This window comes from Cellulomonas sp. KRMCY2, assembly GCF_000526515.1.
GTDB lineage: Bacteria > Actinomycetota > Actinomycetes > Actinomycetales > Cellulomonadaceae > Actinotalea.
This window is the reverse complement of the sequence record NZ_JAGF01000001.1, coordinates 14,123-38,304: the sequence shown is the minus strand read 5'-3', so window position 1 is coordinate 38,304 and position 24,182 is coordinate 14,123. Positions and strand designations below refer to the sequence as shown.

The following is a 24,182-nucleotide window of genomic DNA, read 5'->3' as shown; positions in this document are numbered from 1 at the left end:
AACAGAACGTTGTCAACGATCCATTGAGGGGTGTCGAGGTGCTCGTTCAGCTCGTGGACGCCGTGGGCCGGACGTGTGGGGGCAAGGCGGGTGCGCTCGGCGCGCTGCTGCGGGCGGGGTTGCCGGTGCCTGAGGGCTTCGTCATCCCGTTCACCGCCTACCGCGCTGTCGTCCACGACCTGGACCTGGGGCGGCTCACCGGTGAGCCGGGCGGTGTCGACGCCGCTCGGCGGGCGATCGCGGCCCGCTCGTTCCCCGGCGACCTGCACGATGCCGTCGCACGCGCGCTCGAGGTGCTCGGCGATGTGGCGGTGGCCGTGCGGTCGTGGGCAGGGAACGAGGACACCGTGCGCACGTCGGCGGCCGGTCAGCACGAGAGCGTGCTCGCGGTGCAGGGCGTCGACCAGGTCGCCCACGCGGTCCGCACCTGCTGGGCGTCGCTGTACTCGCCGGGCGCGGTCGCCTACCGGGAGACCTCGGCCGACAGCCGGCCCGCTGAGGAGCCGGTGATGGGGGTCCTCGTCCAGCGCCAGGTGGACGCCGAGGTGTCCGGTGTCATGTTCACATCAGGTGGTCCGGACGACGTCACGGAGATCGAGGCGTCCTGGGGCCTCGGCCCCAGCGTCGTCGGGGGAACGGTCACGCCGGACGCCTACCGCGTCGCCGCGGACGGGGCGGTCACCCGCACCGTCGCGGACAAGGGGACCCGCCTGGATCGGCACGGGACGCGGCTCGTGACCAGTGACGTGCTGGCGTCCGACCGGGGCAGGCCGACTCTCGACGACGCCACTGCTGCGCGGCTCGCCAGGCTCGGGCAGTGCGTCGCTGTCGTGCTCGGCGGCGCGCAGGACATCGAGTGGGCGTTCGTCGACGGCCGCACCTGGCTCCTCCAGGCCCGGCCGATCACCGCGGCACTCCCACCGCCACGGTCGCCGTCCGCCCCAGGCGGCTCGCCCGCCACGCTCACGGGGACACCGGGCAGCCGCGGCACCGCGACCGGCACCGCGCGGGTCGTGCGCGGCCCCGATGACTTCGCCCGCGTGGTTCCGGGCGACATCCTCGTCTGCCCGTGGACCGACCCGGGGTGGACGCCCCTGCTGCGCATCGCCGCCGGCGTCGTCACCGAGACCGGAGGGGTGCTCTCGCACGCCGCGATCGTCGCCCGTGAGCACCGGATCCCCGCCGTCCTCGGCATCCCGGACGCGACGACGACGCTGCACGACGCCGCCACCATCACGATCGACGGCACAGCCGGGACGGTCACGACGCACGCGTGAGGACTGCCCATGGGAGCTCGACACCTCTACCTTGCTCGCCACGGCGCGGCCGACGCCTTCGGGGACCTCACCGACATCGGTCGCCGGCAGTCAGCCCTGCTGGGCGCGCGCCTTGCGCACATCCCCGTCGACGCCGTGTGGCACTCACCCCTGCCGCGCGCCGGCGCCAGCGCGCACGAGCTCGCGCGGCATCTGCCCGACGTGCCCGTGGCAGAGGCCGCCGAGCTGGTCGACCACGTGCCCTACGTCCCCGTTCCGGCCGAGACACCCCGGTCCTGGCTCGGCTTCTTCGACGGCTACGACGACGCCGAGGCCGGCTCCGGCCGCAGGACTGCGGACGCCCTGGTCGCCCGGTTCGCGAGGGGGGTGGACCCCGTCACGCAGGGCAGCGACACGCACGAGGTCCTGGTCACGCATGCCTACCCGATCGCCTGGCTGGTGCGGCATGCGCTGGACGCACCGCCGTCCCGCTGGCTCGGCTTGAACAGCGCGAACGCTGCCCTGACGGTGATCCAGTACCGCCCTGGCCTGCCGCCCACGCTCGTGATGTTCAACGACATGAGCCACCTGCCGGCCGAGCTGCGCTGGACCGGGTTCCCCACGGCGATCAGACCCTGAGTCGATGTGCGGGTGCGGGTGCGGGTGCGGCTTCTGCCTCCGCAGGGCCACCCTCCGTGCGACCATGACCGCATGAGCGGTTCCAAGGTCGCCATCGCAGCCGTCTTCGTCGTGATCGGAGTTGCGTCCATCCTCCTTGACCTCTGGTGGACGGCCATCGCGATGGCCATCGGCCTCGGCGGTGTGGTCGTCGAGGAGTGGAAGCGCCGCCGCTCGCCGGTCAGCGCAGCATCGACCCTGGATCGGGGAGGCAGATGAGCACCGCTGAACCCACCCCCACGGCAACGTTCCGCACAACCCTGTGGGCGAGCGGCGGGAACAACGTCGGCATCGTCGTGCCCGAGGACGTGGTGCTGGGCTTCGGCCGTGGCAAGCGCGTCCCGGTGATCGTGACGATCGACGGCGGCTACACCTACCGCAGCACGATCGCGTCGATGGGCGGGCAGCTCCTTCTGTCCTTCAACGCCGAGACCCGGGCGGCGACAGGCCGAGGCGCGGGCGACGAGATCGAGGTGACGCTGGCCGTCGACGACACCCCGCGCGTGGTCGAGGTCCCTGCTGCCCTCGCCGAGGCGTTGCACCGTGACCCTGCCGCCGCCGAGGCGTGGGCCCGGCTCTCGTACAGCAAGCAGCGGGCGCACGGGCTGTCGGTCGAAGGCGCCAAGTCCGCCGAGACGCGCGACCGCAGGGTGCAGAAGGTGCTGGCCGAGCTCTCAGCCGGTTGAGCACCGCCCGGGGCCGCGGCGGAGCCGACCATGTGGTGCGTGAACCCCGGGAACACCGCGTGTGCGGGGGCAGTCGTCATCCGTCTCTCGGCGACGGGCGGGCACGAGAAGGCTCTTCGCGTGCGAGGCGCAGCGCTGCCCACGCCAACGCCGCGCCGATGAGGGCGCCGATCGTGTTGGACAACCAGTCGTTGGTGGAGCAGGAGCGCCCGAGCCCGGTTGCGAGGGCTTGGATCACCTCGATCGCGGCCGACAGCCCGGTGCCGGCGACCAGAGCCAGGAGCGGACGCCGTAGCAGCACCCCTGCCAGCAGCACCGGGGCCACGAAGAGCACCACGTTGGCCGCCAGCTCGACCCGTCCCGGTGTCGGCAGCATCCACGCCAGCTCGCACCGTTCGTCTACCTCCCGGCTGGTGGGTGCCAGGGTGAGGGCGACCACGGGCAGCAGTGCGACAGCGAGCAGAGCCAGGGCCAGGGGTCGTCGAGCGGTCAACCACCGGCCCACGAAGGGCCCGACCACGACGAGCAGGGCCAGCGCACTCGGCGACAGCCACGGGTGGACGACCAGGGTCGTGCTGATCATGGCTTCCCTTCATGCGACCGCGTCGGCGTCGGTCACAGGAGTGGAGGTGGGGGAGTCGAACCAGCCGGAAGCCTAGTGGAGCGATCGGCCGAGCCGGCCCAGGGAGCGGCTGAGCTCCTGGCGGGAAGGTCACCCGAGGCAGCTGACGTCCGGGCGCTGCGGGCGCGGATCCCCTGCTCACCCATCGCACGCGCGTTGTTGCGCGTCTTCGAGCAGGACGAGAAGACCCTCCACCATGCCTACCGCAAGTGGCGGGGCCCGCACTGGACGTTGACCTGCCTCGCCTTGATCGACTACCCGCCCGGCGACGAGGCGTTGCGGTCGCTGGTGCGCCGCGTTCACGACTGGTTCTTCTCCGAGCACTTCCTGGAGCCGCCCCTGACGGTGACCTACCCGGGCCAGGACGACCGGGTCCGCCACTGTGCCTCGATGGACGGCAACGCGATCCGGACCGGATCCACTACCCCATCCAGTTCTACGACGTGCTGTTCGCCCTGCAGGTGATGGCTGAGCTGGGACGGATCGGCGACCCGCGATGTGCCGATGCGCTGGCCCCGCTGGAGTCCAAGCTGCTCCCCGACGGCGGCTTCCCGCCGGAGGTACCGAACGCTCCCGTCGCCGATCGCGTGGTCAGCCGCCACAGCTATGCCGAATGGGGCCCGTCCGGCCGGTTCCGCAGCAACCCACTGGTCAGCCTCGCGGCGCTGGGCGTGCTCAAGGCGGCCCCCCTGCGGAGCGGGTGACAACGGGCGGCGAGCGCTGATCGGGGCCGAGGGCAGCGAGGGGCCCCACGGCGACCGGGCCCCAGACCGCGATGAAGCGATCACGTCGGCAAGGCGCTGCACACGCAGGTTGTGCGCCCAGACCGACAGGTTGTGCCACGCCCGACCACCGGTGTTCCTGCTGCTGCTTGAGTCAGGACCGGCGCCCCGACAACGACCGTCCAGCCAGCCGCTGAAGTGCCCGAGCACCCAGGTGCACTGGCCGGACGCGCTGTCGGGAGCTCCGAACCAGCAGCAAGCAGGCACCCCGGACAAGGGCGCGCACCACGGCGTAGCCGAGGCGAGCGGCCTCCCCGATCAGGGTCGTGACGGCATGACCGGACGCACGAGCGGACAGGTGACACCACCTCGTCCGTTCGTCGTCCGGAGGCAGTCATCGGTCCCCGACACTCAATGAGGAGAGAGCGATGAAGCTTGACCAGATGACGTCACCGGGAGCGGGCCGATGAGGCGCCTGCCCACCGCTGGAGCAGCGGCCCTCGCCGGTCTCACAGCCATCGCCCTGACAGGCTGCACGGCGAGCTCGCCGGCGCCCGAACCCACGACGGCGGACAGCTACGTCGAGCGCGAGGTCACCGACGGCACCACCACGTTCATGGTCGTCGACAACCCCGGTGACGGTGCGACCCTGTCGTACGGCGTCGACAGCGGCATCACGCTGCTGGAGGAGGACATCGACGGCGCGACCTACGCGTTCAAGGACATGAACGCCAATGCCGAGCTCGACGTCTGGGAGGACTGGCGGGAGTCGGACGAGGCGCGCGCCGCCGACCTCGCGTCCCAGCTGACCGTCGAGCAGATCTCCGGGCTGATGCTGTTCAGCTCGCACGAGCGGTCGCCGGCCGACGGCCTCACCGACGCGCAGGAGACCTACCTGTCCGCGGACAAGCTGCGCAACGTGCTCAACGCGGGCGGCTCCGACGTGACGGAGAACGTCACCTGGGTCAACGCGATGCAGGCGTACGTCGAGTCGATCGCCACGGCGGACGAGCCGTACATCCCGGCGAACTTCAGCTCGGACCCGCGCTCCGAGGCACAGTCGGGCTCCGCCTACATCGAGACCGGCGCGGGGGTCTCGCTCTGGCCGTCGGTGCTGGGCCTCGCCGCGACCTTCTCCCCGGAGACGGTCGAGGAGTTCGGACGCGTCGTCTCTGACGAGTACCGCGCGCTGGGCATCTCGAACGCCCTGAGCCCGCAGATCGACCTCGCGACCGAGCCGCGCTGGCTTCGCGTGGCCGGCACGCTCGGGGAGAACCCCGAGCTGGCCGCCGAGCTGGCTGCCGCATACGTCACGGGCTTCCAGGGCACCTACGACGAGGACGGCACCAACCTGGGCTTCGGCGAGGACAGCGTGCCCACCACCATCAAGCACGCACCGGGCGACGGTGCGGGCGAGGGTGGCCGCGAGTCGCACACCAACGTAGGCAAGTACGCGATCCCGGGTGAGGGTCTCGACGACCACGCGTCCGTGTTCGCCGCCGCGACGGACTCGCTCGCGATGATGACCGCGTACTCGATCATGCTGGACGAGGACGGCAACCCCGTCGCCGGGGACCAGGTCGTGGGCACCGCGTACAACACCGAGCTCATGCGCATGATCCGTGAGGACATCGGCTTCGAGGGCGCGATCGTCACCGACTGGGCCGTCATGACGGGCATGACCGACGAGGGCGCCTTCCTCGGCACCGCGTGGGGCGCCGAGAGCATGACCCCCGTGGAGCGCTACTTCACGGTCCTGAAGAACGGCATCGACATGTTCGGCGGCGTCAACACCTCCGAGTTCATCCTCGAGGCCTACGACATGTGGCAGGCGGAGTTCGAGGCCGGCAACGTCGACGTCGACGCCGACACCCGGTGGGCCGAGTCCGGCACCCGCATCCTCACGATGTACTTCGCGCCCGGCCTGTTCGACACGCCGTACGTCGACCTCGAGGAGTCCCTGGCGACGGTCGGCTCGGCCGACAAGATCGAGGCTGGTTTCAACGCCCAGCTCGAGTCCGTCGTGATGGTGAAGAACGACGGCACGATCGCCGAGGCGGCGGAGGGTGACTGGTCGGACAAGACCGTCTACATCCCGCACACCTACGACGTGGGCGCGGCCAGCCTGTTCGGCCCCGCGACCTACACCGAGGGGCCGTCGCTGAGCGTCGAGGCGGCCGAGCAGATCTTCGGCACCGTCATCACCGACACCGTCGAGCTCGACGCGGAGGGCAAGGTCGTCTCGGCGACAGCCCCCGACCTGTCCGACGTCGACCTGGTGCTCGTCGGCCTGCGCTCGCCGAACAACGGCAACCCGTTCACCGCGTCCGGCCAGGACGCCGCGACCGGTCAGTGGTACCCGCTGTCGCTGCAGTGGGCGCCGTACACCGCTGACGGCGCGAACGTGCGCACGACCTCGATCGGTGGCGACATCCTCGCGGACGGCACGAAGGAGAACCGGTCCTACTTCGGCAACACCTCGCGGATCTCGAACGAGGCGGACATCCACGCGTTCGAGCGTGCGGTCGCTGCGATCGAGGCCTCCGGGAAGGACATCCCGATGATCACCGTCGTCAAGGCGAACAACCCGGTCGTCCCGGCCGAGTTCGAGGCTGCTTCGGACGCGGTTCTGGTCGGATTCGGCGTGAGCGACCTCGCGACGCTCACGGTCGCGGCGGGTCTGCACGAGCCCCAGGGGCGACTGCCGATCGGCTTCCCGCTCGACATGGACGCCGTCGAGGCACAGTCGGAGGGCGTCGGGCAGGACATGACGACCTATGTCGACGCCGCCGGCAACGACTGGACGTTCGGCTTCGGCCTGAACTACGCGGGGTCCATCGCGGAGTAGCCGACGCGAGCACCAGGTGGTGGCCGGCGGCACACACCGCCGGCCACCACCCCGGGCACCGGACCGGCGGATCTCACCGCCACCCGTGCGCACCACCGGCCGCGGGGTTGGCCCGCAGCCAGATCACAGAAGGAGCAGATGTGAAGACGAACACGATGCTGACCACCGGCCTCGGGCTGCTGGTCGCCGTCACCGGTGCCTTCGGGCTCACCGCGTGCTCCAGCGACGACGGCGGCTCGGGGAGCTCCTCCGAGAGCACCCAGGTGGACGTCGACGTCGCGGAGGACCTCGAGAACGCCCGGCAGGCGGTCGCCGACGCGCTGGCCGAGGACGACAGCTGGGCCCAGATCATGCTGGCGAGCGACGTCGAGGCGCCGACGGTCAAGTACGGGCTGCTGGTCGTGCCCTACTCCTCCTCGGATGCCGCCGCCCGCGTGCAGGGGACCATCACGATCACCGACGGCGAGTACACGATCGACGCCGAGTCGGCTGCCACGGGTCAGACGTGGAAGATCGACCAGGACGGCACGATCACCGAGGTCTCCGAGTAGTCGTCCCGGGGAAGCTTCGCGCCGGCGACGGTCCGTGCCACAGAACCGACTGATCAGGCAGCAGCGGCGAACGATCCCGATCCCGCCTGATCCCTGATCGCCGGCCCGCACTCAAGGAGAGATGTAGTGAACGCCAGACCGAAGAAGAGCGCCGAGCGCGTGAAGACGCCGATGTCGAACAAGAAGTACCTGTCGATCTGGATCCCCGTGCTCGCCACGGTGACCGTGCTGGTCGTCGTCGCGAACGTGGCGCTCGTCGTCGCCGGCGGATGGGTCGCGTCCCAGTTCGGATCCGGCACCTACACCTTCACGAACACGGACGAGTCCGCGGACTGGGCCACCGAGTACTACTCCTCGGACTTTGCGAGCATCGACGAGGTCGACGAGGCGGCCAAGGGTCTCGTCGAGGAGATCGCCGGTGCCGGCATCGTCCTGGCGAAGAACGAGGCGGGCGCGCTGCCCCTCGCTCCGAGCTCGCGGGTCACGATGCTCGGCCGTGCGGCGGCTGACCCGGTCTTCGGCGGCTCCGGCTCCGGCTCGGTCGACACCAACTCCGCGGTGACCGCCCGCGGTGGGCTCGAGAACGCCGGCTTCGAGGTCAACGACCAGGTCTTCGCCGCTATCGAGGCCTTCGCGGACGAGAACCGGCGCGGCTACATCGAGATGGACAACCCCGAGGCGTCGACCTACACCATCGGCGAGCTTCCCATCGGCGAGTACGAGGCGCAGTCGGCCTCGTTCGCGCAGTACCCCGACGCCGCCGTCGTCTACATCGGTCGCCCGGGTGGTGAGGGTGGCGACCTCACGCAGGACATGACGGACTGGGACGAGAACGCCGAGGACGGGCAGCACCAGCTCGAGCTGAACAAGGACGAGCGGGACCTCATCGCCCTGGCGAAGGCCTCCTTCGAGACCGTCGTCGTCGTGGTCAACTCCTCGACGACCATCGAGATGGGCCTGCTCCAGGACGACCCCGAGATCGACGCGATCCTGCTGGCCGGCTCTCCGGGCGCGACGGGCTTCAACGCGCTCGGGAGCATCCTGACCGGTGACGTGAACCCGTCGGGTCGCACCGCCGACCTGTGGGCCGCGGACTTCACGGCCGACCCCACCTTCGTCAACGTCGGCGGGTTCGTCTACGACAACATCGAGGCGTCCTACCCGGTCTCGGCCGTCGAGAGCGCGACCTCCAACGCGACGGTGACGTCCGACGCGCCGTTCGTGAACTATGCCGAGGGCATCTACTTCGGCTACCGGTACTACGAGACCGCGGCGGCCGAGGGCTTCATCGACTACGACGAGGCCGTCGTCTACCCGTTCGGGTACGGGCTCGGCTACACGGACTTCTCCTGGGAGGTCCTCGGCACCGAGGCCGGTGACGTGGACGGCGCCATCTCCGTGACGGTCGAGGTCACCAACACCGGCGACGTCGCCGGCAAGGACGTCGTCGAGCTGTACTACGCCGCGCCGTACACCGCCGGCGGTATCGAGAAGGCCGAGGTGGTGCTCGGCGGCTTCGACAAGACCGGCCTGCTCGAGCCCGGCGCGAGCGAGACAGTGACGATCGACCTCGCCGTCGAGGACATGGCGTCCTACGACCACCTGGTCAACCAGGCGTACGTCCTCGAGGCGGGCGACTACACCATCAGCCTGCGCACCGACTCGCACACCGTCGCCCCGGGCACGGAGCCGATCGACTACACGGTCGACTCCGACGTGGTCTACGCCGGCGACGACCACCGATCGACGGATCTGGCCGAGGTCACCAACCAGTTCGACGACGTCTCGGCCCAGTTCAGCTCCGAGCCGACGGAGGGCAAGGTCCTGTCGATGTCGCGAGCGGACTTCGCCGGCACCTTCCCGATGGCGCCCACGCAGGATCTCTACGTCGCGAGCGAGGCCGTCGTGGACGGGTTCGCCGCCTGGGACACCGACGCGGCGGCCGAGGCGTTCGAGGGCGAGATGCCCACGACCGGCGCGCGGTCGGAGCTGGCTCTCGTCGACCTGCGCGGCCTGCCGAAGGACGACCCGCAGTGGGACGAGCTGCTCGACTCGCTCTCGGTCGGTGACATGACCGGCATGCTGCTCAACGGCGCGTACCAGACGGCCGCGATCGGCTCGATCGCCAAGCCGCAGACGGTGGAGCCGGACGGGCCGGCGGGCTTCTCCTCCTTCATCAACTCCTCGATCAACGGCGTGGCCTACCCGTCGCAGTTCCTCATCGCGCAGACCTGGGACACCGACCTGGGCGCCGCGATGGGCGCGATGCTCGGGAACGAGGCGCTGCACAAGGGGATCAACGGCTGGTACGCACCGGCGGCCAACCTGCACCGGTCCCCGTTCGGCGGCCGCAACTTCGAGTACTACTCGGAGGACCCGTTCCTCTCGGGCTCGATGCTGACCTCGGTCGCCAACGGGGCGGCGGAGAAGGGCGTCTACACGATGCTCAAGCACTTCGCGCTCAACGAGCAGGAGACGAACCGCGTCAACAACGGCATCGCCACCTGGGCGACCGAGCAGACCATCCGTGAGGTGTACCTCAAGCCGTTCGAGATGGCCGTCAAGGGCATCTCCATGGACGTCTCGTACGTGTCGGACGAGAACGGCACGATCTCGCAGACGACGATCGGGGCGGGCGGCGTCATGAGCTCGTTCAACCGGATCGGCGCCACGTGGACCGGTGGTTCGACGCCGCTCATGACGAACGTGCTCCGCGAGGAGTGGGGCTTCGAGGGCTTCGCGATCTCCGACTTCAACCTGTACCCCTACATGAACCCGAACCAGGGCATCAGCGCGGGGACGGACCTCACCCTGACGTTCCAGCCGTCGAAGTCCTTCGGGGACACCACGTCGGCCAAGGCGGTCAGCGACATCCGGAACGCGACCCACAACATCCTGTTCACGGTCACCAACTCCAACGCCATGAACGGGCTCGCCCCGGGCGCGACGGTCACCTACACGCCACCGGTCTGGGTGTACGTCCAGATCGTGACCTCGGTGGTCCTCGGGCTCCTGGTGGCCTTCGGCGGCTTCATGGTGTGGCGCCGGGTGCGCCGCAACCGAGCCGGCATCCCGGTCGTCGGCACCACACCGCGCTTCGCCCCGGCGGACCAGCCCACGGCGAACGACTAGTCACCGTGACCGGCTAGCCGGGATGTCAGGCCCGCACGTGCGGGCGCGACATCCCGGTGTCCACCGACCCGCTCCACCGTCCGCACAGGAAGAGGCACCCCATGTCCGACGAGCTGACCTTGCTCGAGAAGGCAGCGCTGCTCAGCGGCGCGAGCGTGTGGGAGTCCCGTGCGGTGCCGCGCCTGGGCATCCGCTCGCTCACCCTCTCCGACGGCCCGCACGGGATCCGCAAGCAGGTCGGGTCCTCCGACCACCTGGGGATCAACGACTCGGTGCCGGCCACCTGCTTCCCGACGGCCGCGACGGTCGCCAACTCCTGGGACGTCGAGCTCGCGGCCCAGGTCGGCGAGGCGCTCGGCGCCGAGGCCGTGAGCATGGGCGTCGACGTCGTCCTGGGGCCCGGCCTGAACATCAAGCGCAGCCCGCTGTGCGGACGCAACTTCGAGTACTTCTCCGAGGACCCCTACCTCTCGGGCATGATGGCCGCCGGCTACGTGCGCGGGATCCAGTCGCAGGGCGTGTCAGCTTGTCCCAAGCACTTCGCGGCGAACAGCCAGGAGCTGCGCCGGATGGCCAGCGACTCCGTGCTCGACGAGCGCACGCTGCGTGAGATCTACCTCACCGCGTTCGAGATCGTCGTTCGTGAGGCCCAGCCCAAGGCCCTGATGTCCGCCTACAACAAGGTGAACGGGACCTACGCGCACGAGAACGCCCACCTGCTGCAGGACATCCTGCGCGACGAGTGGGGCTTCGACGGTGCGGTCGTCTCCGACTGGGGCGGGTCCAACGACGCCGTCGCGGCCGCCCGCGCCGGCGGGACGCTGGAGATGCCCTCGCCCGGTCTGGACTCCGCCCGGCAGCTGCTCGCCGCGGTCGAGCAGGGCCGACTCACCGAGGCCGTGCTGGACGCCCGCGTCGCTGAGGTGCGCGGCCTGGTCGAGCGGATCGATCCGTCGCTGACCCGCGCCGTCGACGCCGAGGCCCATCACGCGCTCGCCCGCCGGGTCGCCGAGGCGAGCCAGGTCCTGCTCAAGAACGCCGACGCGACCCTGCCCCTCGCCGCCGGTACGCGGGTCGCAGTGATCGGGGACTTCGCCGAGACGCCGCGCTACCAGGGTGCGGGCTCCTCGCAGGTCAACCCGACGCGCCTGACGACCGCGCTCGAGGCGATCGGCGCCTCGCCGCTGGAGATGGTGCGCTACGCGCAGGGCTTCCGGCGCACGGGGGGTGTCGATGACGCGCTGGTCGCGGAGGCCCTCGATGCGGCGGCGTCGGCCGAGGTCAGCCTGGTCTACCTGGGCCTCGACGAGACGAGGGAGTCCGAGGGCAACGACCGCACCCACCTGCGACTGGCCGACAACCAGGTCGCGCTGCTCGCAGCGCTGCGCAAGGTCGCCGGCCGGGTCGTCGTCGTGCTGGCGGCAGGCTCGGTGGTCGAGATGCCGTGGCTGGAGCACGTCGACGCGCTGGTCCACGGCTACCTCGGCGGGCAGGCGGGCGCCGAGGCGACCGTCAACGTGCTCACCGGTGCCGTCAACCCGTCGGGTCGGCTCGCCGAGACGTATCCCATCCGCCTCGAGGACACTTCCAGCCACAGCTACTTCCCGGGCGAGCACGAGACGGCCGAGTACCGCGAGGGCCTCTACGTCGGCTACCGCTACACCGAGTCCACCGGCACAGCGACCCTCTTCCCCTTCGGCTTCGGCCTCGGCTACACGACGTTCGCCTACGCCGACCTCACGCTCGACGGCACGGGCGCCACGTTCACGGTCCAGAACACGGGTGAGCGCGCGGGAGCCGAGGTGGCCCAGCTGTACGTGGGCCGACGGCTCCCGATCGGGGTGCACCGCCCGGCCCGGGAGCTCAAGGGCTTCCGCAAGGTCCAGCTCGAGCCGGGGGAGAAGGCGGTCGTCACCATCCCGTTCGACCGCTACACCTTCCGTCACTTCGACGCCGACCAGAGCCGGTGGCAGGTCGAGTCCCGTGCGGTCGAGATCGCGGTGGGGCCTCATGTCGCCGACCTGCCGCTGACCGCCGTGCACCAGCTCGCGGGGGCGCCGAGGGTGGACCGCCGGGATCTGCCGTCGTACCAGGGCGGGACGGTGACGCAGGTGTCGGATGCCGAGTTCACCGCCCTGCTGGGTCGCGGGCTGCCGGCGCCCGCGTCGACCGGCCCCTTGGGCGTCAACTCGCCGCTGCTCGCGATGCACGGCGCGCGCAGCCCGTTCGCCCGCCTCGCCGCGCGAGTGCTCCGGGGACTCATCTCGCGCTCGATGCGCAAGGGCAGGCCTGATCTCAACCTGCTCTTCCTCTACAACATGCCGTTCCGCGCCATGGCCAAGATGACCAACGGCGTCGTGAGCACAGAGATGGTCGCGTCCATGGTCACGATCGTCAACGGCCGGTTCCTCAGGGGTACCGGAGCGCTGATCGCGGGCTACGTCCGAGGCAGGCGCACGACGCGGCGGCTCGCCGCCGAGCTCGCCCGTATCCCGAACTCCGCCCGCTAGCCCCCCACACGAGAGCGACGACCACGATGTTCAAGCCCATCACGCAGGCCTGGCGCCGGCTCGAGGAGAAGCGCCCCGGCACCGCGCAGTTCCTCATGTTCTTCCTGCTCAGCAACGGGGTCACCGTGCTGCAGCTGGCGCTGATGCCGATCTTCAAGGGTCTCTTCAACCAGACCGGGCTGGTCGACACCGACTTCCAGGTGCTGGCGGTGGGCACGCAGGTCGACGGCTCGCAGTACTTCGTCTTCGACTACCCGGCAGGGGAGCTCCCTCTCGGCGGAGGGGGCCTGGCCTACTTCCTCGCCGTCCAGGTCACCATCGGCATCGCGCAGATCATCAACTTCTTCGCCCAGCGCAGCATCACGTTCAAGGCGAACAACTCGTTGGGCAAGGCGGCGATGTGGTACGTCGTCGCCTACATCCTCATCACCTTCGGCGCGGCGGCGGCCCAGGGCTTCTACAAGGCACCGATCTACGACCTGCTCATGGACACCTGGGGGCTGGGTGGCACGGGTGAGACGATCGCGGACATCGTCACGATGATCATCAACAGCGCGATCGCGTTCTGGATCTTCTTCCCGATCTTCAAGGTGATCTTCAAGCAGGTGCCCGAGGGGCAGGACGACGACCAGCGCGACCGCCAGGCCGGGGTCGAGGTCACCCCGGATGCGCTGCCCCGATGAGTACCCTTCGGCCGGTGGTCACCTTGTCCGTCGTCGTGCCGTGCTACAACTCGGCCGACTACATGCGTCGCTGCGTCGACTCGCTGCTCCTGGGGGGCGGTCCCGAGGTCGAGGTCCTCATCGTGGATGACGGCTCGCACGACGCCACGGCCGAGGTCGCCGACGAGTACGAGGCCCGGTTCCCCGGCAGGGTGCGCGCGGTGCACAAGCCCAACGGCGGGCACGGATCGACGATCAACGTGGGCCTGGAGCTCGCCAGGGGGCGCTACTTCAAGGTCGTCGACTCGGACGACTGGGTCGACGTGGAGGCCTTCGCCGAGCTGGTGTCCACCCTTCGTCGGCTCGGGGCGGCCGACGAGCGCGTCGACATGGTGCTCAGCAACTTCGTGTACGAGAAGGAGGGGCGCGGCACGAAGCGGGCCGTCCGGTTCCGCCGGGCGCTGCCTCGTGGACGGGTCTTCGGCTGGGACGAGGTGCGCCGGCTCCGCAAGACCCAGTACTTCCTCATGCACTCGATCGTCTACCGGACAGGTCTGCTGCGTGAGGTCGAGCTCCGCCTGCCCGAGCACACCTTCTACGTGGACAACATCTTCGCGTACATGCCGCTCGCGTCGGTGCAACGGATGTACTACCTCGACGTCGACCTCTACCGGTACTCCATCGGGCGGGCCGGTCAGTCGGTCGCCGAGCAGGTGATGATCGGCCGGCTCGACCAGCAGCTGCGGGTCAACCGGATGATGATGGAGCACGTCGCGCGCACGGTCCCGCCGGGGCACCCGGCGTACCGCTACATGACGCACTACCTGGAGATCGTCTGCGCGGTGTCCTCGACGCTGCTGCTGCGCTCGGGTACGGACGCGGCTCTGGCGGCCAAGGAAGCCTTGTGGCGGGGAATCCGTGTGGAGGACGCGCCGCTGCACCGTCGCCTGCGGCGCAGCGCCCTCGGGCAGATCACCAACCTCCCGGGTCGGCACGGACGCAGGGTGACGCTCGCGGCCTACCGTGCGGCCCAGTGGCGCGTCGGCTTCAACTGAGCGCGCCGGGCACCGGGATCAGCACCCGGACAGTGAACCAGCCGTCCTCGGCGTGGACCGTCAGCGTCCCGCCGTACTGCTCGGACACGTGCCGGATGTTCCGCAGCCCGTAGCCGTGGTGCAGGCTGCCGGCGTCCTTCGTGCTCCGTGGAAGGCCGTCCTCGAAGGTCAGGGTGCCCTCGTAGTAGTTCTCGAAGCGCAGCATGACCAGCGAGTCCTGGCGGTGGACCGCCACCCGGAGCAGGCGGCGCTCGGGGTCGGGCAGGGAGACGGCCGCCTCGATGGCGTTGTCCAGCGCGTTGCCGACCAGCGCCGCGACATCCATCGGCGACATGAAGTCCAGCGCCGCACCGTCGGCCACGCACGTCAGGGTGATCCCCAGGTCGGCGCAGGCGGCGCTCTTGGTGGTCAGGATCGTGTCGAGCACGATGTTGCCGGTCTCGACCCGGGTGTCGTAGGGCCGGATCGAGTCCTCGAGCTGGTCGAGGTAGGTCGCGCGCGCGTCGGCGCTGCTCTCGGCCCGGATCGCGTTGATGTAGTGCTTGAGGTCGTGGTACTTGCGGTTGACCACGTCGATGTTGTTCCTGGCCTGCAGGTACTGCTCGTGCTGGGAGTGCAGCAGGCGATCCATCGCCTCGACCTCGGCGGCACGTCGCAGCTCGAGCCGCTGACCCTGCTGGGCGTAGAGCGCGACGTACCCGGCGAGGTCGACCAGCGTCCGGATGTAGAAGATCTCCGGCCCGAGGCGCCCACTGAACGGCGTGCTCGTGCTCAGGAAGCTGATGTTGCTGATCAGGAAGGTGATCACGGCGATCGCCGCGGCGCTGAGCACGCCGCGAGCGTCGACGTCGAACGGTTGGTCGACGGGGAAGTGGCGCCGCTCGATGCCGTACGCGGCAGCGAACGCAGCGCCGTACACGATCATGAGCAGGGCCACGTGCTGGAGCGAGGGATCAGCGGGCGCGGCGAAGAAGTACGAGTGGAGCTGCCACTGGAGGGACGCCACGAGCTCGGCGAGCACGAAGGCGCGCGCGACGAAGTACCCGGCGTTGAGGGCGGAGACGTCGGCGCACACGGCGATGAGCAGGTACATCGCGGCCACCGCGAGAGCCATCCCGACCACCCACAAGGCGATCGGCAGCGTCCCAGCGAGCAGCTGCACCGCGACGAGGGCGCCGAGCCCGAGGCCGGCAGCGAGGGCCAGCCGTGCGGGGGACAGTCGCTTGCGGATCAGCAGCACGTAGACCATGCACGCCGACCACTCGGCAAGGGCCGTGTACAGCCGGGGGATGTCGGGCAGCACGTCCTCGATCACGGTGTGCGTCCGCCCACGTGGTCGGTGAGCGCCTGGAGAAAGGCGCGGCGGCGCGGTCGGCTGACCTGGAGCTCCGCACCGCCGAGCATGACCGAGCTCGTCGCGTTCACCCCGGTCACGTGCCGCAGGTTGACCAGGTAGCAGTTGTTGCTGCGAAAGAAGCCCTTGTCCGCGAGCTGGGAGTCGAAGGCCTTCAACGTCCCGGTCAGGGCGTAGGTGCGATCGACGCCGTGGACGACGATCCGGTGCCGGATGCTCTCGATGTAGACGATGTCGGCGAGGTCCACCCGGGCCATGCCGGTGCCGACGGCGAGCATGATCCAGTCGCCCTGGGAACGACGCGTCCGCTCGATCGAGCGGCGGAGCTCCTGGGAGAACGCGAAGTACGGCACCGGCTTGAGCAGGAAGCTCAGGGCGTCGACCTGGTAGCCCTTGATCGCGTACTGCGCCATGTTGGTGATGAAGACGAGCACCACGTCGGCGTCCAGCGTGCGGATGTGCCGGGCGGCCTCGAGCCCGTCGAGATGGGGCATCTCCACGTCGAGGAAGATGATGTCGAATGCGGCCTGGTAGCCCTCGACGACGTCGCGCCCGTCCGGAAACGTCCGGACGGCGAACGTCACGTCGTGCTCGGTCTCGAACCTGCGCAGGTGTGCGAGGATCTGGGCTGTCGCGGCCGGGTCGTCCTCGACGACACCGATGCGGATCACCTGGGGCACAGCTCACTCCTCGGGCCTCGGCACCGGGCTGAGCAGTACGGTGCTGGGCAGTACGGTACGGCGTCGAGGGCGCCGTCGAACCCACGGCCTGTGCGCGTCGCTCGACCGGCGCGCGACCACTCGTGCACCGGGCGCGGCCCCAGGAGGTGGATGTGAGCGACATCGTCGTCGTCGGTGCCGGGCTGTTCGGGCTGACGGTCGCCGAGCGCATGGCGGACCGTGGCCTGGACGTCGTGATCGTGGACCGCCGGACCGAGATCGGGGGCAATGCCTACAGCTCGTTCGACCCGGCCACGGGCATCGAGGTGCACCGGTACGGCTCGCACCTGTTCCACACGTCGAACGAGCGGGTGTGGGCGTACGTCAATCGCTTCACGGAGTTCACCTCCTACCAGCACAGGGTGTGGACGACGCACCGCGGCGAGGTGTACCCGCTGCCGATCAACCTCGGGACCATCAACCAGTTCTTTCGCGCCGCCATGGGGCCGGACGCCGCGCGCGCTCTCATCGCCGAGCAGGCGGCCGAGCTCGGCGGGCACGAGCCGACCAACCTCGACGAGCGCGGCATCTCGCTGGTGGGGCGGCCGCTGTACGAGGCGTTCATCCGGGGGTACACCGCCAAGCAGTGGCAGACCGATCCGACGCTGCTCCCGGCGTCGGTCATCGCACGCCTGCCCGTCCGGTTCACCTACGACAACCGCTACTTCGACGACACCTACCAGGGCCTGCCGGTCGACGGGTATTGCGCGTGGTTCGAGCGGATGGTCGACCACCCGAGGATCGACGTGCGCCTCGGCACCGACTTCTTCGACACCTCCCAGCCGATCCACCGCGGGGCTGTCGTCGGCCAGGTCCCGGTGGTGTTCACCGGCCCGGTGGACGGGTACTTCGACCACGCCGCGGGCAGGCTCGGCTGGCGCACGCTCGACCTGGAGGAGGAGACCCTGGCCACCGGCGACCACCAGGGAACCGCCGTCATGAACTTCGCCGACGAGGACGTCCCGTACACGAGGGTCCACGAGTTCCGGCACCTGCACCCGGAGCGCGAGCACGCTACCGATGCGACGGTGATCATGCGCGAGCGCTCACGCTTCGCGGATCCGGGGGACGAGCCGTACTACCCCATCGGCACCCCGGTCGACCGGGAGCGGCTCGCGACCTACCGCGAGATGGCGGACGGCGAGACGGGGGTGCACTTCGGCGGGAGGCTCGGCACGTACAAGTACCTGGACATGCACATGGCGATCGCCGCCGCGCTCACGCTGGTCGACAACCAGCTGGCTGGACGTCCCTGACCCCGAGTGGCCACGTACTGCCGCTAGGGTCACGGGTTGTCGGCCCGGTACCCGAGACGCACGGCCGTCGTCATCGCCGCGGACAGCAGCCCGTGCAGGTTGGCGATCGTCTTGGGGGAGAGGCCCCTCTTCATCGCGCGCACCCACCCGGCCACCTGCCGGTGGGTCACCGCCGAGACTGTCGGCCCGGGCCGACGCCAAAGTCGGCGATCCGCGAGGCCTCGTCGGCCCGCCCGGCGGCGGCCTCGATGAGCTCGCGTGCCGCGCGGGCATCCCGCTCGTCGTCGTGGGTCAGCGAGGTCTGGCGCCCGGTGTCCGGGTCGCGTCAGAGCACCGCGAACGAGCGCGTCCCATCGGCCCGTCGCCGCTCCCGGATGCTCGCCACAACACAAGAAGTTGGCCCCCGCGTCAACGGACGGCCCTGCGTGTCCGCGGGTCAGACCACGCGTCCGCTGCCGATGGCGAACTCGAGGGCTCGGCCCCGACCCGCGAACGCGGCCCGTCGGTCAACGGTCGGTTCCAGCACCTCGTCGGCGAACATCCCGGTGCCCGGCGTGTCGTATGTCCGAGCAGCGTGCACGTCCCAGATGTCTTCCTGTCGCATGTCAGCCACATTGGCACGAGGGCGTTGGCCGATCGAGCGGATGTGCGAGCCCAGGCGCTGAAGAACGGCCGCCACCCTCCCCAGCGCGAGGGAGGACGGCCTTCGCCCCCCCGCGCCGATACGGTGGGGTGTCTGGGTGACGCCACCTTTGGAAGGAATCGGCGATGAGCACAGCGGGTACCGGATCGCCGAAGATCCCGCCGCCGTGGTTCGTGCACACGGCCTGGCGCGCTCATCGAGCGCTCTACCGACTCAGTGGCGGCCGCTTCCTGTGGACAACGTCGAACAAGCGAGGCTGGGGTGCCCTGCGTCTGACGACGATCGGGCGGAAGTCCGGGCAAGAGCGCAGCGTCATCCTGGGCTACCTCGAGGACGGCCCGGACCTCGTCATTCTCGCGATGAACGGCTGGGACGAGGGGCATCCCTCTTGGTGGCTCAACCTCGAGGCCCACCCCGATGCCGTCGCTCAGTTGTCCGGCCAGCGTCCGCGCCTGGTGCGCGCGCACGCGGCGGACGGTGAGCAGCATGACCGGCTGTGGCAGAGCTGGGTCGCGGTCGATCCGCAGCTCGAGGCCTTCGCCGCCCGGCGGGCGACAGAGACGCCCGTGGTCGTCCTCGAACCGCGCGAGGGGGCCGCTTAGGGCCGGCGGGGGATGATCCAGCTACTCGCCGGCCAGCGTGCGCTCTGGGAGCTCCGACGTGGTCGAAACAGCCACCGGACGGAAGCCACGCGCGATCATCCAGACCGCCAGCACCATCTCCTGCACGGCAAGGGGCATGAACATCGCGACCTGCTCGGTGGAGTCGGCGCCGATGACCGAGTACATCGCGAGCAGGTCGGCGGCCACGTAGAACACGATCGCCACGAGACCCCACGACGCGATCCAGCGGGGGACGATGCGCGACCGATAGAGCAGCGAGTAGAACACGACGGCACCGGCGCAGAACACGAGCGTGAGCACGGCGCCGGTCGCGCTGGAGTCGAGCACGAGGCTGCCCAGCCGCACGCCTGCCGGTGACGCCGTGCCCGGTCCCGCCGACATGACCTCGCCCAGTGGCACGAGCAGCAGCAAGCCGATGGCGCTCAGGACGTAGCCGGCCGTCTCGACCGCTCCTCGAACGATCAAGTAGCCGACCGCCGCCACTTCGTTCACCCGGCGCAGCAAAGGGAAGAGCACCACGGGGACGAACGCGAGCGACAGCCCCATGACGAGCACGAGCAGTGCGGTCGTCACGACCGCACCGGAGTGCTCCGCCGCGGCGGCCAACGGGTCGACTGTCTTCCGTACCGGAGCGCTGACGACCATGCTGAGGACACCGGCCACCGTCCCGGTGATGTACAGGATCCCGGCCGTCGTGGCAGCCGCCTTGTGCTCTCGAACACGGTGTCCGTTCCGTTGGCCGCTCATCCACGGGCTACGGGCGCTCAGGCGCCCCAGGTGATCCAGTCTCTGCGAGCTCATCAGTTGTCCTCCATCTGGTGAATGCATCAGCGCGACCGCCGACGCCGATTCAGTGTTGCGAGGCGCTCTCGGACCCACATCGGCCGCAGAGGCCGGCGATGGCTCGGCCGATGGACCGGCGAGCAGCTCGGTCTTTCGGCCGATGCGCGATGGCTCGCCTTCCCTAGGCTTGGGGCGTGGCGGGAAACGCGGTCCGGTCGCTGTGGGCCGAACCTCGAGCTCCGCAGCCGCCCGTCCGCGTCTGGCGGGACTGGGCACTTGTCGTGGTGTTCGTCTCCCTGGCCATCTTCGAGAGCTTTCTGCGCCGGGACCTCCTCTGGCTCCCCGTGGGCGTCGTGGAGGCCGTCGCGCTGGCGTTCACGCTGCTGTGGCGGCGTACTCATCCCCTCGCGATGGTCGCTCTCGCCTTTGGTGTCTCCATCGTGGTGGCCATCGCCTCCTTCGCCGGCCACGCGGGTGGACGGGTCGGCCTCTACTCGATGGTGTACCTGTTGCTGCTCACCTATGCGGTGTTCCGTTGGGGGTCCGGTCGTGAGGCGGTTGCCGGGTCCGCGATCGTCCTGGCCACCTATGGCGTGAGCACTGCCTTGGACCAGGCCCAGGCCGGCGACGAGGTCTTCGGTCTGGTGATCCTCGTGCTCCCGGCGGTATTCGGGGCTTCGGCGCGACTTCGGGTGACATCGCGGCTGCGCGCGATGGACCAGGTCAGACTGCGGGAACGCGAGCAGCTGGCGCGCGAGCTGCATGACACGGTGGCGCACCACATCTCGGGGATGGTGATCCGCGCGCAGGCGGGACGCGTGGTCGCCGAGTCGCGACCCGGTGCCGCGGTCGAGGCTCTCGAGATCATCGAGGCGGAAGGCTCCCGTACTCTCGCCGAGATGCGGACCATGGTGGGTGCTCTGCGCCAACGCGACGATGCCGACCTCGCCCCCCAGCGCGGCGTCGCCGACATCGAGCGGCTCGCCCGCTCTCAGGGCGACGAACCCCTGGTCGAGGTGCACCTGTCCGGCGACCTTGGGGACCTCAGCCCATCGGTCGGAGCCGCGACCTACCGCATCGCCCAGGAGTCCATCACCAACGCGATGCGGCACGCGCGGCACGCCAGCCGGATCGTCGTCCTGGTCGCCGGCGAGCGGGACACCATCCGGCTGACCGTCCGCGACGACGGAGACGCGGTCTCCACCATTCGGCCTCGGGACGGCTACGGCATCGTGGGCATGACGGAACGGGCGGCGCTCCTCGGTGGCACGATCCAGGTCGGTCCTGGCCCCGACCGCGGTTGGGCGGTCGACGCGGTGCTTCCACGGAGGGGACCGGCCCGATGACCATCCGGGTGCTCATCGCCGACGACCATGAGATCGTCCGGTCCGGACTCCGGATGATCCTCGATGCCCAGCCCGGGATCGAGGTGATCGCAGAGGCGCGAGATGGTCGCGAGGCGGTCACGCTCGCTCGTGCGCTGCGACCGGACGTGTGCCTGTTCGACATCCGCATGCCTGACATGAACGGGCTCGAGGCCACCCGGGCGCTCGCCGGCCCGGACGTCGAGGACCCGATGGCGGTCGTGGTCATCACTACCTTTGACCTCGACGAGTACGTCCACGGCGCCCTCAAGGCGGGGGCCCGCGGCTTCCTCCTCAAGGACGCCGGACCCGAGCTCCTCACTCAGGCGATCCATGCGGCCGCCAACGGTGAGGCGCTCATCGCCCCGAACATCACGATCCGCCTGCTGGCGGCCTTCGCGAACCTGCGGACGGGGCAGCCAACGGCTCAGCCTGTCGAACCGCTCACTGCGCGGGAGGAGGAGGTGCTGCGCACGGTGGCCCGGGGCCTGACCAACGCCGAGATCGCCGACGAGCTCTACATCAGCCTCAGCACGGTCAAGACGCACCTGGCCAGCCTGATGGGCAAGCTCGGCGCCAGGAACCGGGTCGAGATCGCCATGTGGGCCTACGAGACGAAGCGCATCACGACCTGAGTCTCGCGCGGGCCGGTCGGCCGGGTGCGGGGCCGGGCGGGAGTCAGGCCTGCGGGTAGCTGCGGATCGCGTCGGCGGCCCTCTGGAGGAAGGCATCCTCGCCGAGGGGGTGCTGACCTTCAAGAACATCCCCGTGCTGCCGCCGGAGGTGATCGCGGAGACCTTCATGTGGCCACCGACCGCCAGGATGCTGATCGACCGGCTCACCCGGTTGCCACCGACCGCGCTGCACCGCTCGTAGACCCGTACCGCCATGCGCGCGTCGCCGATCCGGCTGTCGGCGCCGCCTTCGAGCTTCGCCGTCACGCTGCCCTGGGCGACCGCGTCCCATCGGCGCGCCGACGCTCCCGAACAGGCGCCGGACGGGCGCCGGAACACACGAAGGCCGCCACCCGTGGCGAGCGGTATGGCGGCCTTGATGTCGCCTGACCCGCGCGAACTCGGGCACCGGGTAGTGGAGGTGGCGGGAATCGAACCTGTCGGGAGGCGTTGGGACCGATGGCTACGGGGCGCTGACCTGCGGGAACGCTTCGAATAACTCACGTCAGGCGGGCACGGATCGGCCGCATCCGTTGACGGCGTCAACGGATGCGCTCTGGCGTTGTCAGGGGTAGACGTCGCGGGGGTGGTCGACGGTCATGATGGTGACCGTCGTTGTCTCGTCGTCGATGGCGTAGATGACCCGGTACTGGCCGCGGCGGGCTGACCAGTACCCGGCGAGCTCTCGCGCGAGGCGCTTGCCGACGCGCTGCGGGTTCTCGGCGAGTGCGCCGTGTGCGAACGCCCAGACCGCTGTGGCCACGGACTCCGGCAGGGTGTTCTCGATCGCTCGCCGCGCCGGTGACGCCCAGCGGATGCGGTAGGTCACGCGCGACGCAGCGCAGGCAGCTCGACGGTCTCGCCGGCGTCGATCTCAGCCCTGGCGTGTGCGACCTGGGCCATCAGAGCCTTGTCCGACAGGATGTCCAGGGTCTCTTCCAGTGAGGCGAGGTCGTCGGGGGAGACCAGGACTGCGGCCGGTTCGCCGTTGCGCGTGATGACGACCCGCTCGTGGGTGTCGTGCACGGATCCGACGATCGCGGACAGGTGGGCCTTGACGTTGGCCAGCGACGTGGTGGTCGTCATGACCCGAATTCTAGTCACCATGCCCGGCGCTGTACAGGGCGATCGGAGCCGAAGCCCCTGCGAGGTCGCGGACGTGCCACATCGTGCCCGACCCCGTAGTGCTCGTCGGCGTCCAGGGCAGGTGGCAGGACATGCAGGCGGCTGAGCGGGTCGGCCATCTGAAGCGTGGTGAGGCGGAGGTCGACGTACCGGGAGCTGCCCCGGCGCGGGACCTCAGGGTCGAGCTCGACTGGCGTCGCTCGACCTGCCGAGCCTCCGGGCCGACCCCCGGACTTGCCGCGGACCAGCGCAGTCGTGTCCACTTCGAGCATCAGGGCGGCGGTGCAGCGCTCGTCGGTCGCCTCGGGGTAGAGGACGTGTGGAGGAAGCGGTGAGCGAACAACCGAACCGATGGAGCGAGGCGACGGTCTTCCCCGACATGTGGGTGGACCCCGATCAAGACCCGCGCAACACCGATGGCGTCAGTCCCGACGGCGAGCTGGCGACGCTCCAGGACTACCTCAAGGACTACCGGCTGACGCTGATCATGAAGGGCGAAGGTCTCGACCCCGAGCAGCTCGCCCGACGCTCGGTACCCCCGTCGACCATGTCGCTGCTCGGCTTGCTCCGGCACCTTGCCGAGGTCGAACGGGACTGGCGCGGCTGGGTGCTGCCCGACAGCCCGCCGCCGAGCCTGTACGGCTCGGGCGGCGGTGACTTCGACGGGGCGATCGCCGACCAGGCCGTGGTCGACGCCGCCTACACCGACCTGGTGGCGGAGCAGATGGCCACCGACGCGCTGCTCTCGGAGCACTCGGACCTGAGCGAGCGCGTCGGGAAGGACGGCATCGCCATCCGAGAGCTGTGGGTGCATCGCATCGAGGAGTACGCCAGGCACTGTGGGCACGCCGACCTGCTGCGAGAGTGCATCGACGGGCGCGTGGGCCAGTAGCCGGCGCGTGGAGAGGTGCGCACCGCT

26 protein-coding genes and 1 pseudogene are annotated in these 24,182 nt (G+C 69.8%); 17 read left to right on the top strand and 10 right to left on the bottom strand.

The genetic code is table 11. From position 1 onward, the window contains the following. Window positions 1-38: 38 nt before the first annotated feature. The 4 genes from K415_RS0100205 to K415_RS0100190 all read left to right on the top strand — a co-directional run bounded on the left by K415_RS0100205 (window position 39) and on the right by K415_RS0100190 (window position 2,620). On the top strand, window positions 39-1,277 hold the full coding sequence (locus K415_RS0100205) for a PEP/pyruvate-binding domain-containing protein (protein ID WP_024285113.1): 1,239 nt from the start codon (window positions 39-41) through the stop codon (window positions 1,275-1,277). A gap of 9 nt (window positions 1,278-1,286) precedes the next feature. Beyond that, entirely contained in the window at window positions 1,287-1,895 is a 609-nt protein-coding gene (locus K415_RS0100200) for a histidine phosphatase family protein (RefSeq protein ID WP_024285112.1), read from the top strand. Window positions 1,896-1,967: 72 nt separating this feature from the next. Further along, window positions 1,968-2,153, top strand: a complete 186-nt coding sequence (locus K415_RS0100195) for a hypothetical protein (RefSeq protein WP_024285111.1) — start codon at window positions 1,968-1,970, stop codon at window positions 2,151-2,153. Further along, window positions 2,150-2,620, top strand: coding sequence for a YdeI/OmpD-associated family protein (locus tag K415_RS0100190; protein WP_024285110.1), 471 nt, complete (start codon window positions 2,150-2,152; stop codon window positions 2,618-2,620). The genes K415_RS0100195 and K415_RS0100190 overlap by 4 nt, the downstream gene beginning before the upstream one ends. A 76-nt stretch (window positions 2,621-2,696) precedes the next feature. Here K415_RS0100190 and K415_RS0100185 read toward each other — a convergent pair whose 3' ends face one another. After that, window positions 2,697-3,203: a VanZ family protein gene (locus K415_RS0100185; protein WP_024285109.1), complete on the bottom strand. Its 507-nt coding sequence runs from the start codon at window positions 3,201-3,203 to the stop codon at window positions 2,697-2,699. Between the two features lie 75 nt (window positions 3,204-3,278). On the opposite strand from K415_RS0100185, the gene K415_RS0100180 reads away from it, so the two are divergent. From K415_RS0100180 to K415_RS0100145, 8 genes are all read left to right on the top strand, one after another. Next, entirely contained in the window at window positions 3,279-3,707 is a 429-nt protein-coding gene (locus K415_RS0100180) for a hypothetical protein (RefSeq protein WP_024285108.1), read from the top strand. After that, window positions 3,707-3,946: a hypothetical protein gene (locus tag K415_RS0100175; protein ID WP_197024603.1), complete on the top strand. Its 240-nt coding sequence runs from the start codon at window positions 3,707-3,709 to the stop codon at window positions 3,944-3,946. The genes K415_RS0100180 and K415_RS0100175 overlap by 1 nt, the downstream gene beginning before the upstream one ends. A gap of 484 nt (window positions 3,947-4,430) precedes the next feature. Further along, complete coding sequence (locus tag K415_RS0100170) at window positions 4,431-6,812, top strand: glycoside hydrolase family 3 N-terminal domain-containing protein (RefSeq protein WP_024285106.1); 2,382 nt, start codon at window positions 4,431-4,433, stop codon at window positions 6,810-6,812. Between the two features lie 140 nt (window positions 6,813-6,952). Beyond that, the gene (locus tag K415_RS0100165; RefSeq protein WP_024285105.1) at window positions 6,953-7,363 is read left to right on the top strand and encodes a hypothetical protein; all 411 of its coding nucleotides are present in this window, start codon (window positions 6,953-6,955) and stop codon (window positions 7,361-7,363) included. 126 nt (window positions 7,364-7,489) lie between these two features. Next, window positions 7,490-10,495, top strand: a complete 3,006-nt coding sequence (locus K415_RS0100160) for a glycoside hydrolase family 3 C-terminal domain-containing protein (protein WP_024285104.1) — start codon at window positions 7,490-7,492, stop codon at window positions 10,493-10,495. Between the two features lie 101 nt (window positions 10,496-10,596). Then, complete coding sequence (locus K415_RS0100155) at window positions 10,597-13,005, top strand: glycoside hydrolase family 3 C-terminal domain-containing protein (protein WP_024285103.1); 2,409 nt, start codon at window positions 10,597-10,599, stop codon at window positions 13,003-13,005. A 26-nt stretch (window positions 13,006-13,031) separates the two neighbouring features. Continuing rightward, window positions 13,032-13,688 carry a hypothetical protein gene (locus K415_RS0100150; RefSeq protein WP_024285102.1) on the top strand — a complete coding sequence of 219 codons (657 nt, stop codon included), beginning with the start codon at window positions 13,032-13,034 and terminating at the stop codon, window positions 13,686-13,688. A 14-nt stretch (window positions 13,689-13,702) separates the two neighbouring features. Beyond that, a complete protein-coding gene (locus K415_RS0100145; RefSeq protein WP_024285101.1) occupies window positions 13,703-14,722 on the top strand; it encodes a glycosyltransferase family 2 protein in 1,020 nt (339 codons plus the stop codon). Here the strand turns inward: K415_RS0100145 and K415_RS0100140 are convergent. Beyond that, the gene (locus tag K415_RS0100140) at window positions 14,715-16,037 is read right to left on the bottom strand and encodes an ATP-binding protein (RefSeq protein WP_024285100.1); all 1,323 of its coding nucleotides are present in this window, start codon (window positions 16,035-16,037) and stop codon (window positions 14,715-14,717) included. The genes K415_RS0100145 and K415_RS0100140 overlap by 8 nt on opposite strands. Continuing rightward, window positions 16,034-16,756, bottom strand: a complete 723-nt coding sequence (locus K415_RS0100135) for a LytTR family DNA-binding domain-containing protein (protein ID WP_231494788.1) — start codon at window positions 16,754-16,756, stop codon at window positions 16,034-16,036. The genes K415_RS0100140 and K415_RS0100135 overlap by 4 nt, the downstream gene beginning before the upstream one ends. 152 nt (window positions 16,757-16,908) lie before the next feature. Here K415_RS0100135 and glf point away from each other — a divergent pair, with 152 nt between their 5' ends. After that, a complete protein-coding gene (gene glf / locus K415_RS0100130) occupies window positions 16,909-18,051 on the top strand; it encodes a UDP-galactopyranose mutase (RefSeq protein WP_034660926.1) in 1,143 nt (380 codons plus the stop codon). Between the two features lie 29 nt (window positions 18,052-18,080). On the opposite strand, the gene K415_RS23705 is transcribed toward glf, so the two are convergent. Then, window positions 18,081-18,221: a hypothetical protein gene (locus K415_RS23705; protein ID WP_155859295.1), complete on the bottom strand. Its 141-nt coding sequence runs from the start codon at window positions 18,219-18,221 to the stop codon at window positions 18,081-18,083. 266 nt (window positions 18,222-18,487) lie between these two features. Beyond that, entirely contained in the window at window positions 18,488-18,655 is a 168-nt protein-coding gene (locus K415_RS23175; protein WP_197024601.1) for a hypothetical protein, read from the bottom strand. A 164-nt stretch (window positions 18,656-18,819) separates the two neighbouring features. Between K415_RS23175 and K415_RS0100115 the strand changes: the two genes are divergently transcribed. Further along, window positions 18,820-19,296, top strand: coding sequence for a nitroreductase/quinone reductase family protein (locus tag K415_RS0100115; protein ID WP_024285097.1), 477 nt, complete (start codon window positions 18,820-18,822; stop codon window positions 19,294-19,296). Between the two features lie 21 nt (window positions 19,297-19,317). Here the strand turns inward: K415_RS0100115 and K415_RS0100110 are convergent, their stop codons facing one another. Next, a complete protein-coding gene (locus K415_RS0100110) occupies window positions 19,318-20,118 on the bottom strand; it encodes a DUF4386 domain-containing protein (RefSeq protein WP_197024599.1) in 801 nt (266 codons plus the stop codon). Window positions 20,119-20,294: 176 nt separating this feature from the next. On the opposite strand from K415_RS0100110, the gene K415_RS0100105 reads away from it, so the two are divergent. Then, window positions 20,295-21,446, top strand: a complete 1,152-nt coding sequence (locus K415_RS0100105) for a sensor histidine kinase (protein ID WP_024285095.1) — start codon at window positions 20,295-20,297, stop codon at window positions 21,444-21,446. Beyond that, window positions 21,443-22,099, top strand: coding sequence for a response regulator transcription factor (locus K415_RS0100100; protein ID WP_024285094.1), 657 nt, complete (start codon window positions 21,443-21,445; stop codon window positions 22,097-22,099). Before K415_RS0100105 ends, K415_RS0100100 begins: the two co-directional genes overlap by 4 nt. 168 nt (window positions 22,100-22,267) lie before the next feature. Here the strand turns inward: K415_RS0100100 and K415_RS25055 are convergent. The 4 genes and pseudogenes from K415_RS25055 to K415_RS23700 all read right to left on the bottom strand — a co-directional run. Next, window positions 22,268-22,405, bottom strand: a pseudogene (locus K415_RS25055) (DUF6054 family protein); the annotation flags it as partial. A 298-nt stretch (window positions 22,406-22,703) separates the two neighbouring features. Then, window positions 22,704-22,967 carry a type II toxin-antitoxin system RelE/ParE family toxin gene (locus tag K415_RS0100090; RefSeq protein WP_024285093.1) on the bottom strand — a complete coding sequence of 88 codons (264 nt, stop codon included), beginning with the start codon at window positions 22,965-22,967 and terminating at the stop codon, window positions 22,704-22,706. Next, a complete protein-coding gene (locus tag K415_RS0100085; RefSeq protein WP_024285092.1) occupies window positions 22,964-23,224 on the bottom strand; it encodes a type II toxin-antitoxin system Phd/YefM family antitoxin in 261 nt (86 codons plus the stop codon). The genes K415_RS0100090 and K415_RS0100085 overlap by 4 nt, the downstream gene beginning before the upstream one ends. A gap of 14 nt (window positions 23,225-23,238) precedes the next feature. After that, entirely contained in the window at window positions 23,239-23,538 is a 300-nt protein-coding gene (locus tag K415_RS23700) for a hypothetical protein (RefSeq protein ID WP_231494952.1), read from the bottom strand. A 56-nt stretch (window positions 23,539-23,594) separates the two neighbouring features. Here K415_RS23700 and K415_RS0100075 point away from each other — a divergent pair, with 56 nt between their 5' ends. Further along, complete coding sequence (locus K415_RS0100075) at window positions 23,595-24,155, top strand: DinB family protein (RefSeq protein ID WP_024285090.1); 561 nt, start codon at window positions 23,595-23,597, stop codon at window positions 24,153-24,155. The last annotated feature ends 27 nt before the right edge of the window (window positions 24,156-24,182 follow it).

Bases quoted from the DNA above. Each gene is read 5' to 3' on its own strand.
- K415_RS0100150 (WP_024285102.1), top strand. From the start codon at position 13,032: ATGTTCAAGCCCATCACGCAGGCCTGGCGCCGGCTCGAGGAGAAGCGC.
- K415_RS0100195 (WP_024285111.1), top strand. From the start codon at position 1,968: ATGAGCGGTTCCAAGGTCGCCATCGCAGCCGTCTTCGTCGTGATCGGA.
- K415_RS0100115 (WP_024285097.1), top strand. From the start codon at position 18,820: ATGAGCACAGCGGGTACCGGATCGCCGAAGATCCCGCCGCCGTGGTTC.
- K415_RS0100100 (WP_024285094.1), top strand. From the start codon at position 21,443: ATGACCATCCGGGTGCTCATCGCCGACGACCATGAGATCGTCCGGTCC.
- K415_RS0100185 (WP_024285109.1), bottom strand. From the start codon at position 3,203: ATGATCAGCACGACCCTGGTCGTCCACCCGTGGCTGTCGCCGAGTGCG.
- K415_RS0100085 (WP_024285092.1), bottom strand. From the start codon at position 23,224: ATGACGACCACCACGTCGCTGGCCAACGTCAAGGCCCACCTGTCCGCG.
- K415_RS0100200 (WP_024285112.1), top strand. From the start codon at position 1,287: ATGGGAGCTCGACACCTCTACCTTGCTCGCCACGGCGCGGCCGACGCC.
- K415_RS23175 (WP_197024601.1), bottom strand. From the start codon at position 18,655: ATGCGACAGGAAGACATCTGGGACGTGCACGCTGCTCGGACATACGAC.
- K415_RS0100175 (WP_197024603.1), top strand. From the start codon at position 3,707: ATGGCTGAGCTGGGACGGATCGGCGACCCGCGATGTGCCGATGCGCTG.
- K415_RS0100110 (WP_197024599.1), bottom strand. From the start codon at position 20,118: ATGAGCTCGCAGAGACTGGATCACCTGGGGCGCCTGAGCGCCCGTAGC.
- K415_RS0100190 (WP_024285110.1), top strand. From the start codon at position 2,150: ATGAGCACCGCTGAACCCACCCCCACGGCAACGTTCCGCACAACCCTG.
- K415_RS0100170 (WP_024285106.1), top strand. From the start codon at position 4,431: ATGAGGCGCCTGCCCACCGCTGGAGCAGCGGCCCTCGCCGGTCTCACA.
- K415_RS0100155 (WP_024285103.1), top strand. From the start codon at position 10,597: ATGTCCGACGAGCTGACCTTGCTCGAGAAGGCAGCGCTGCTCAGCGGC.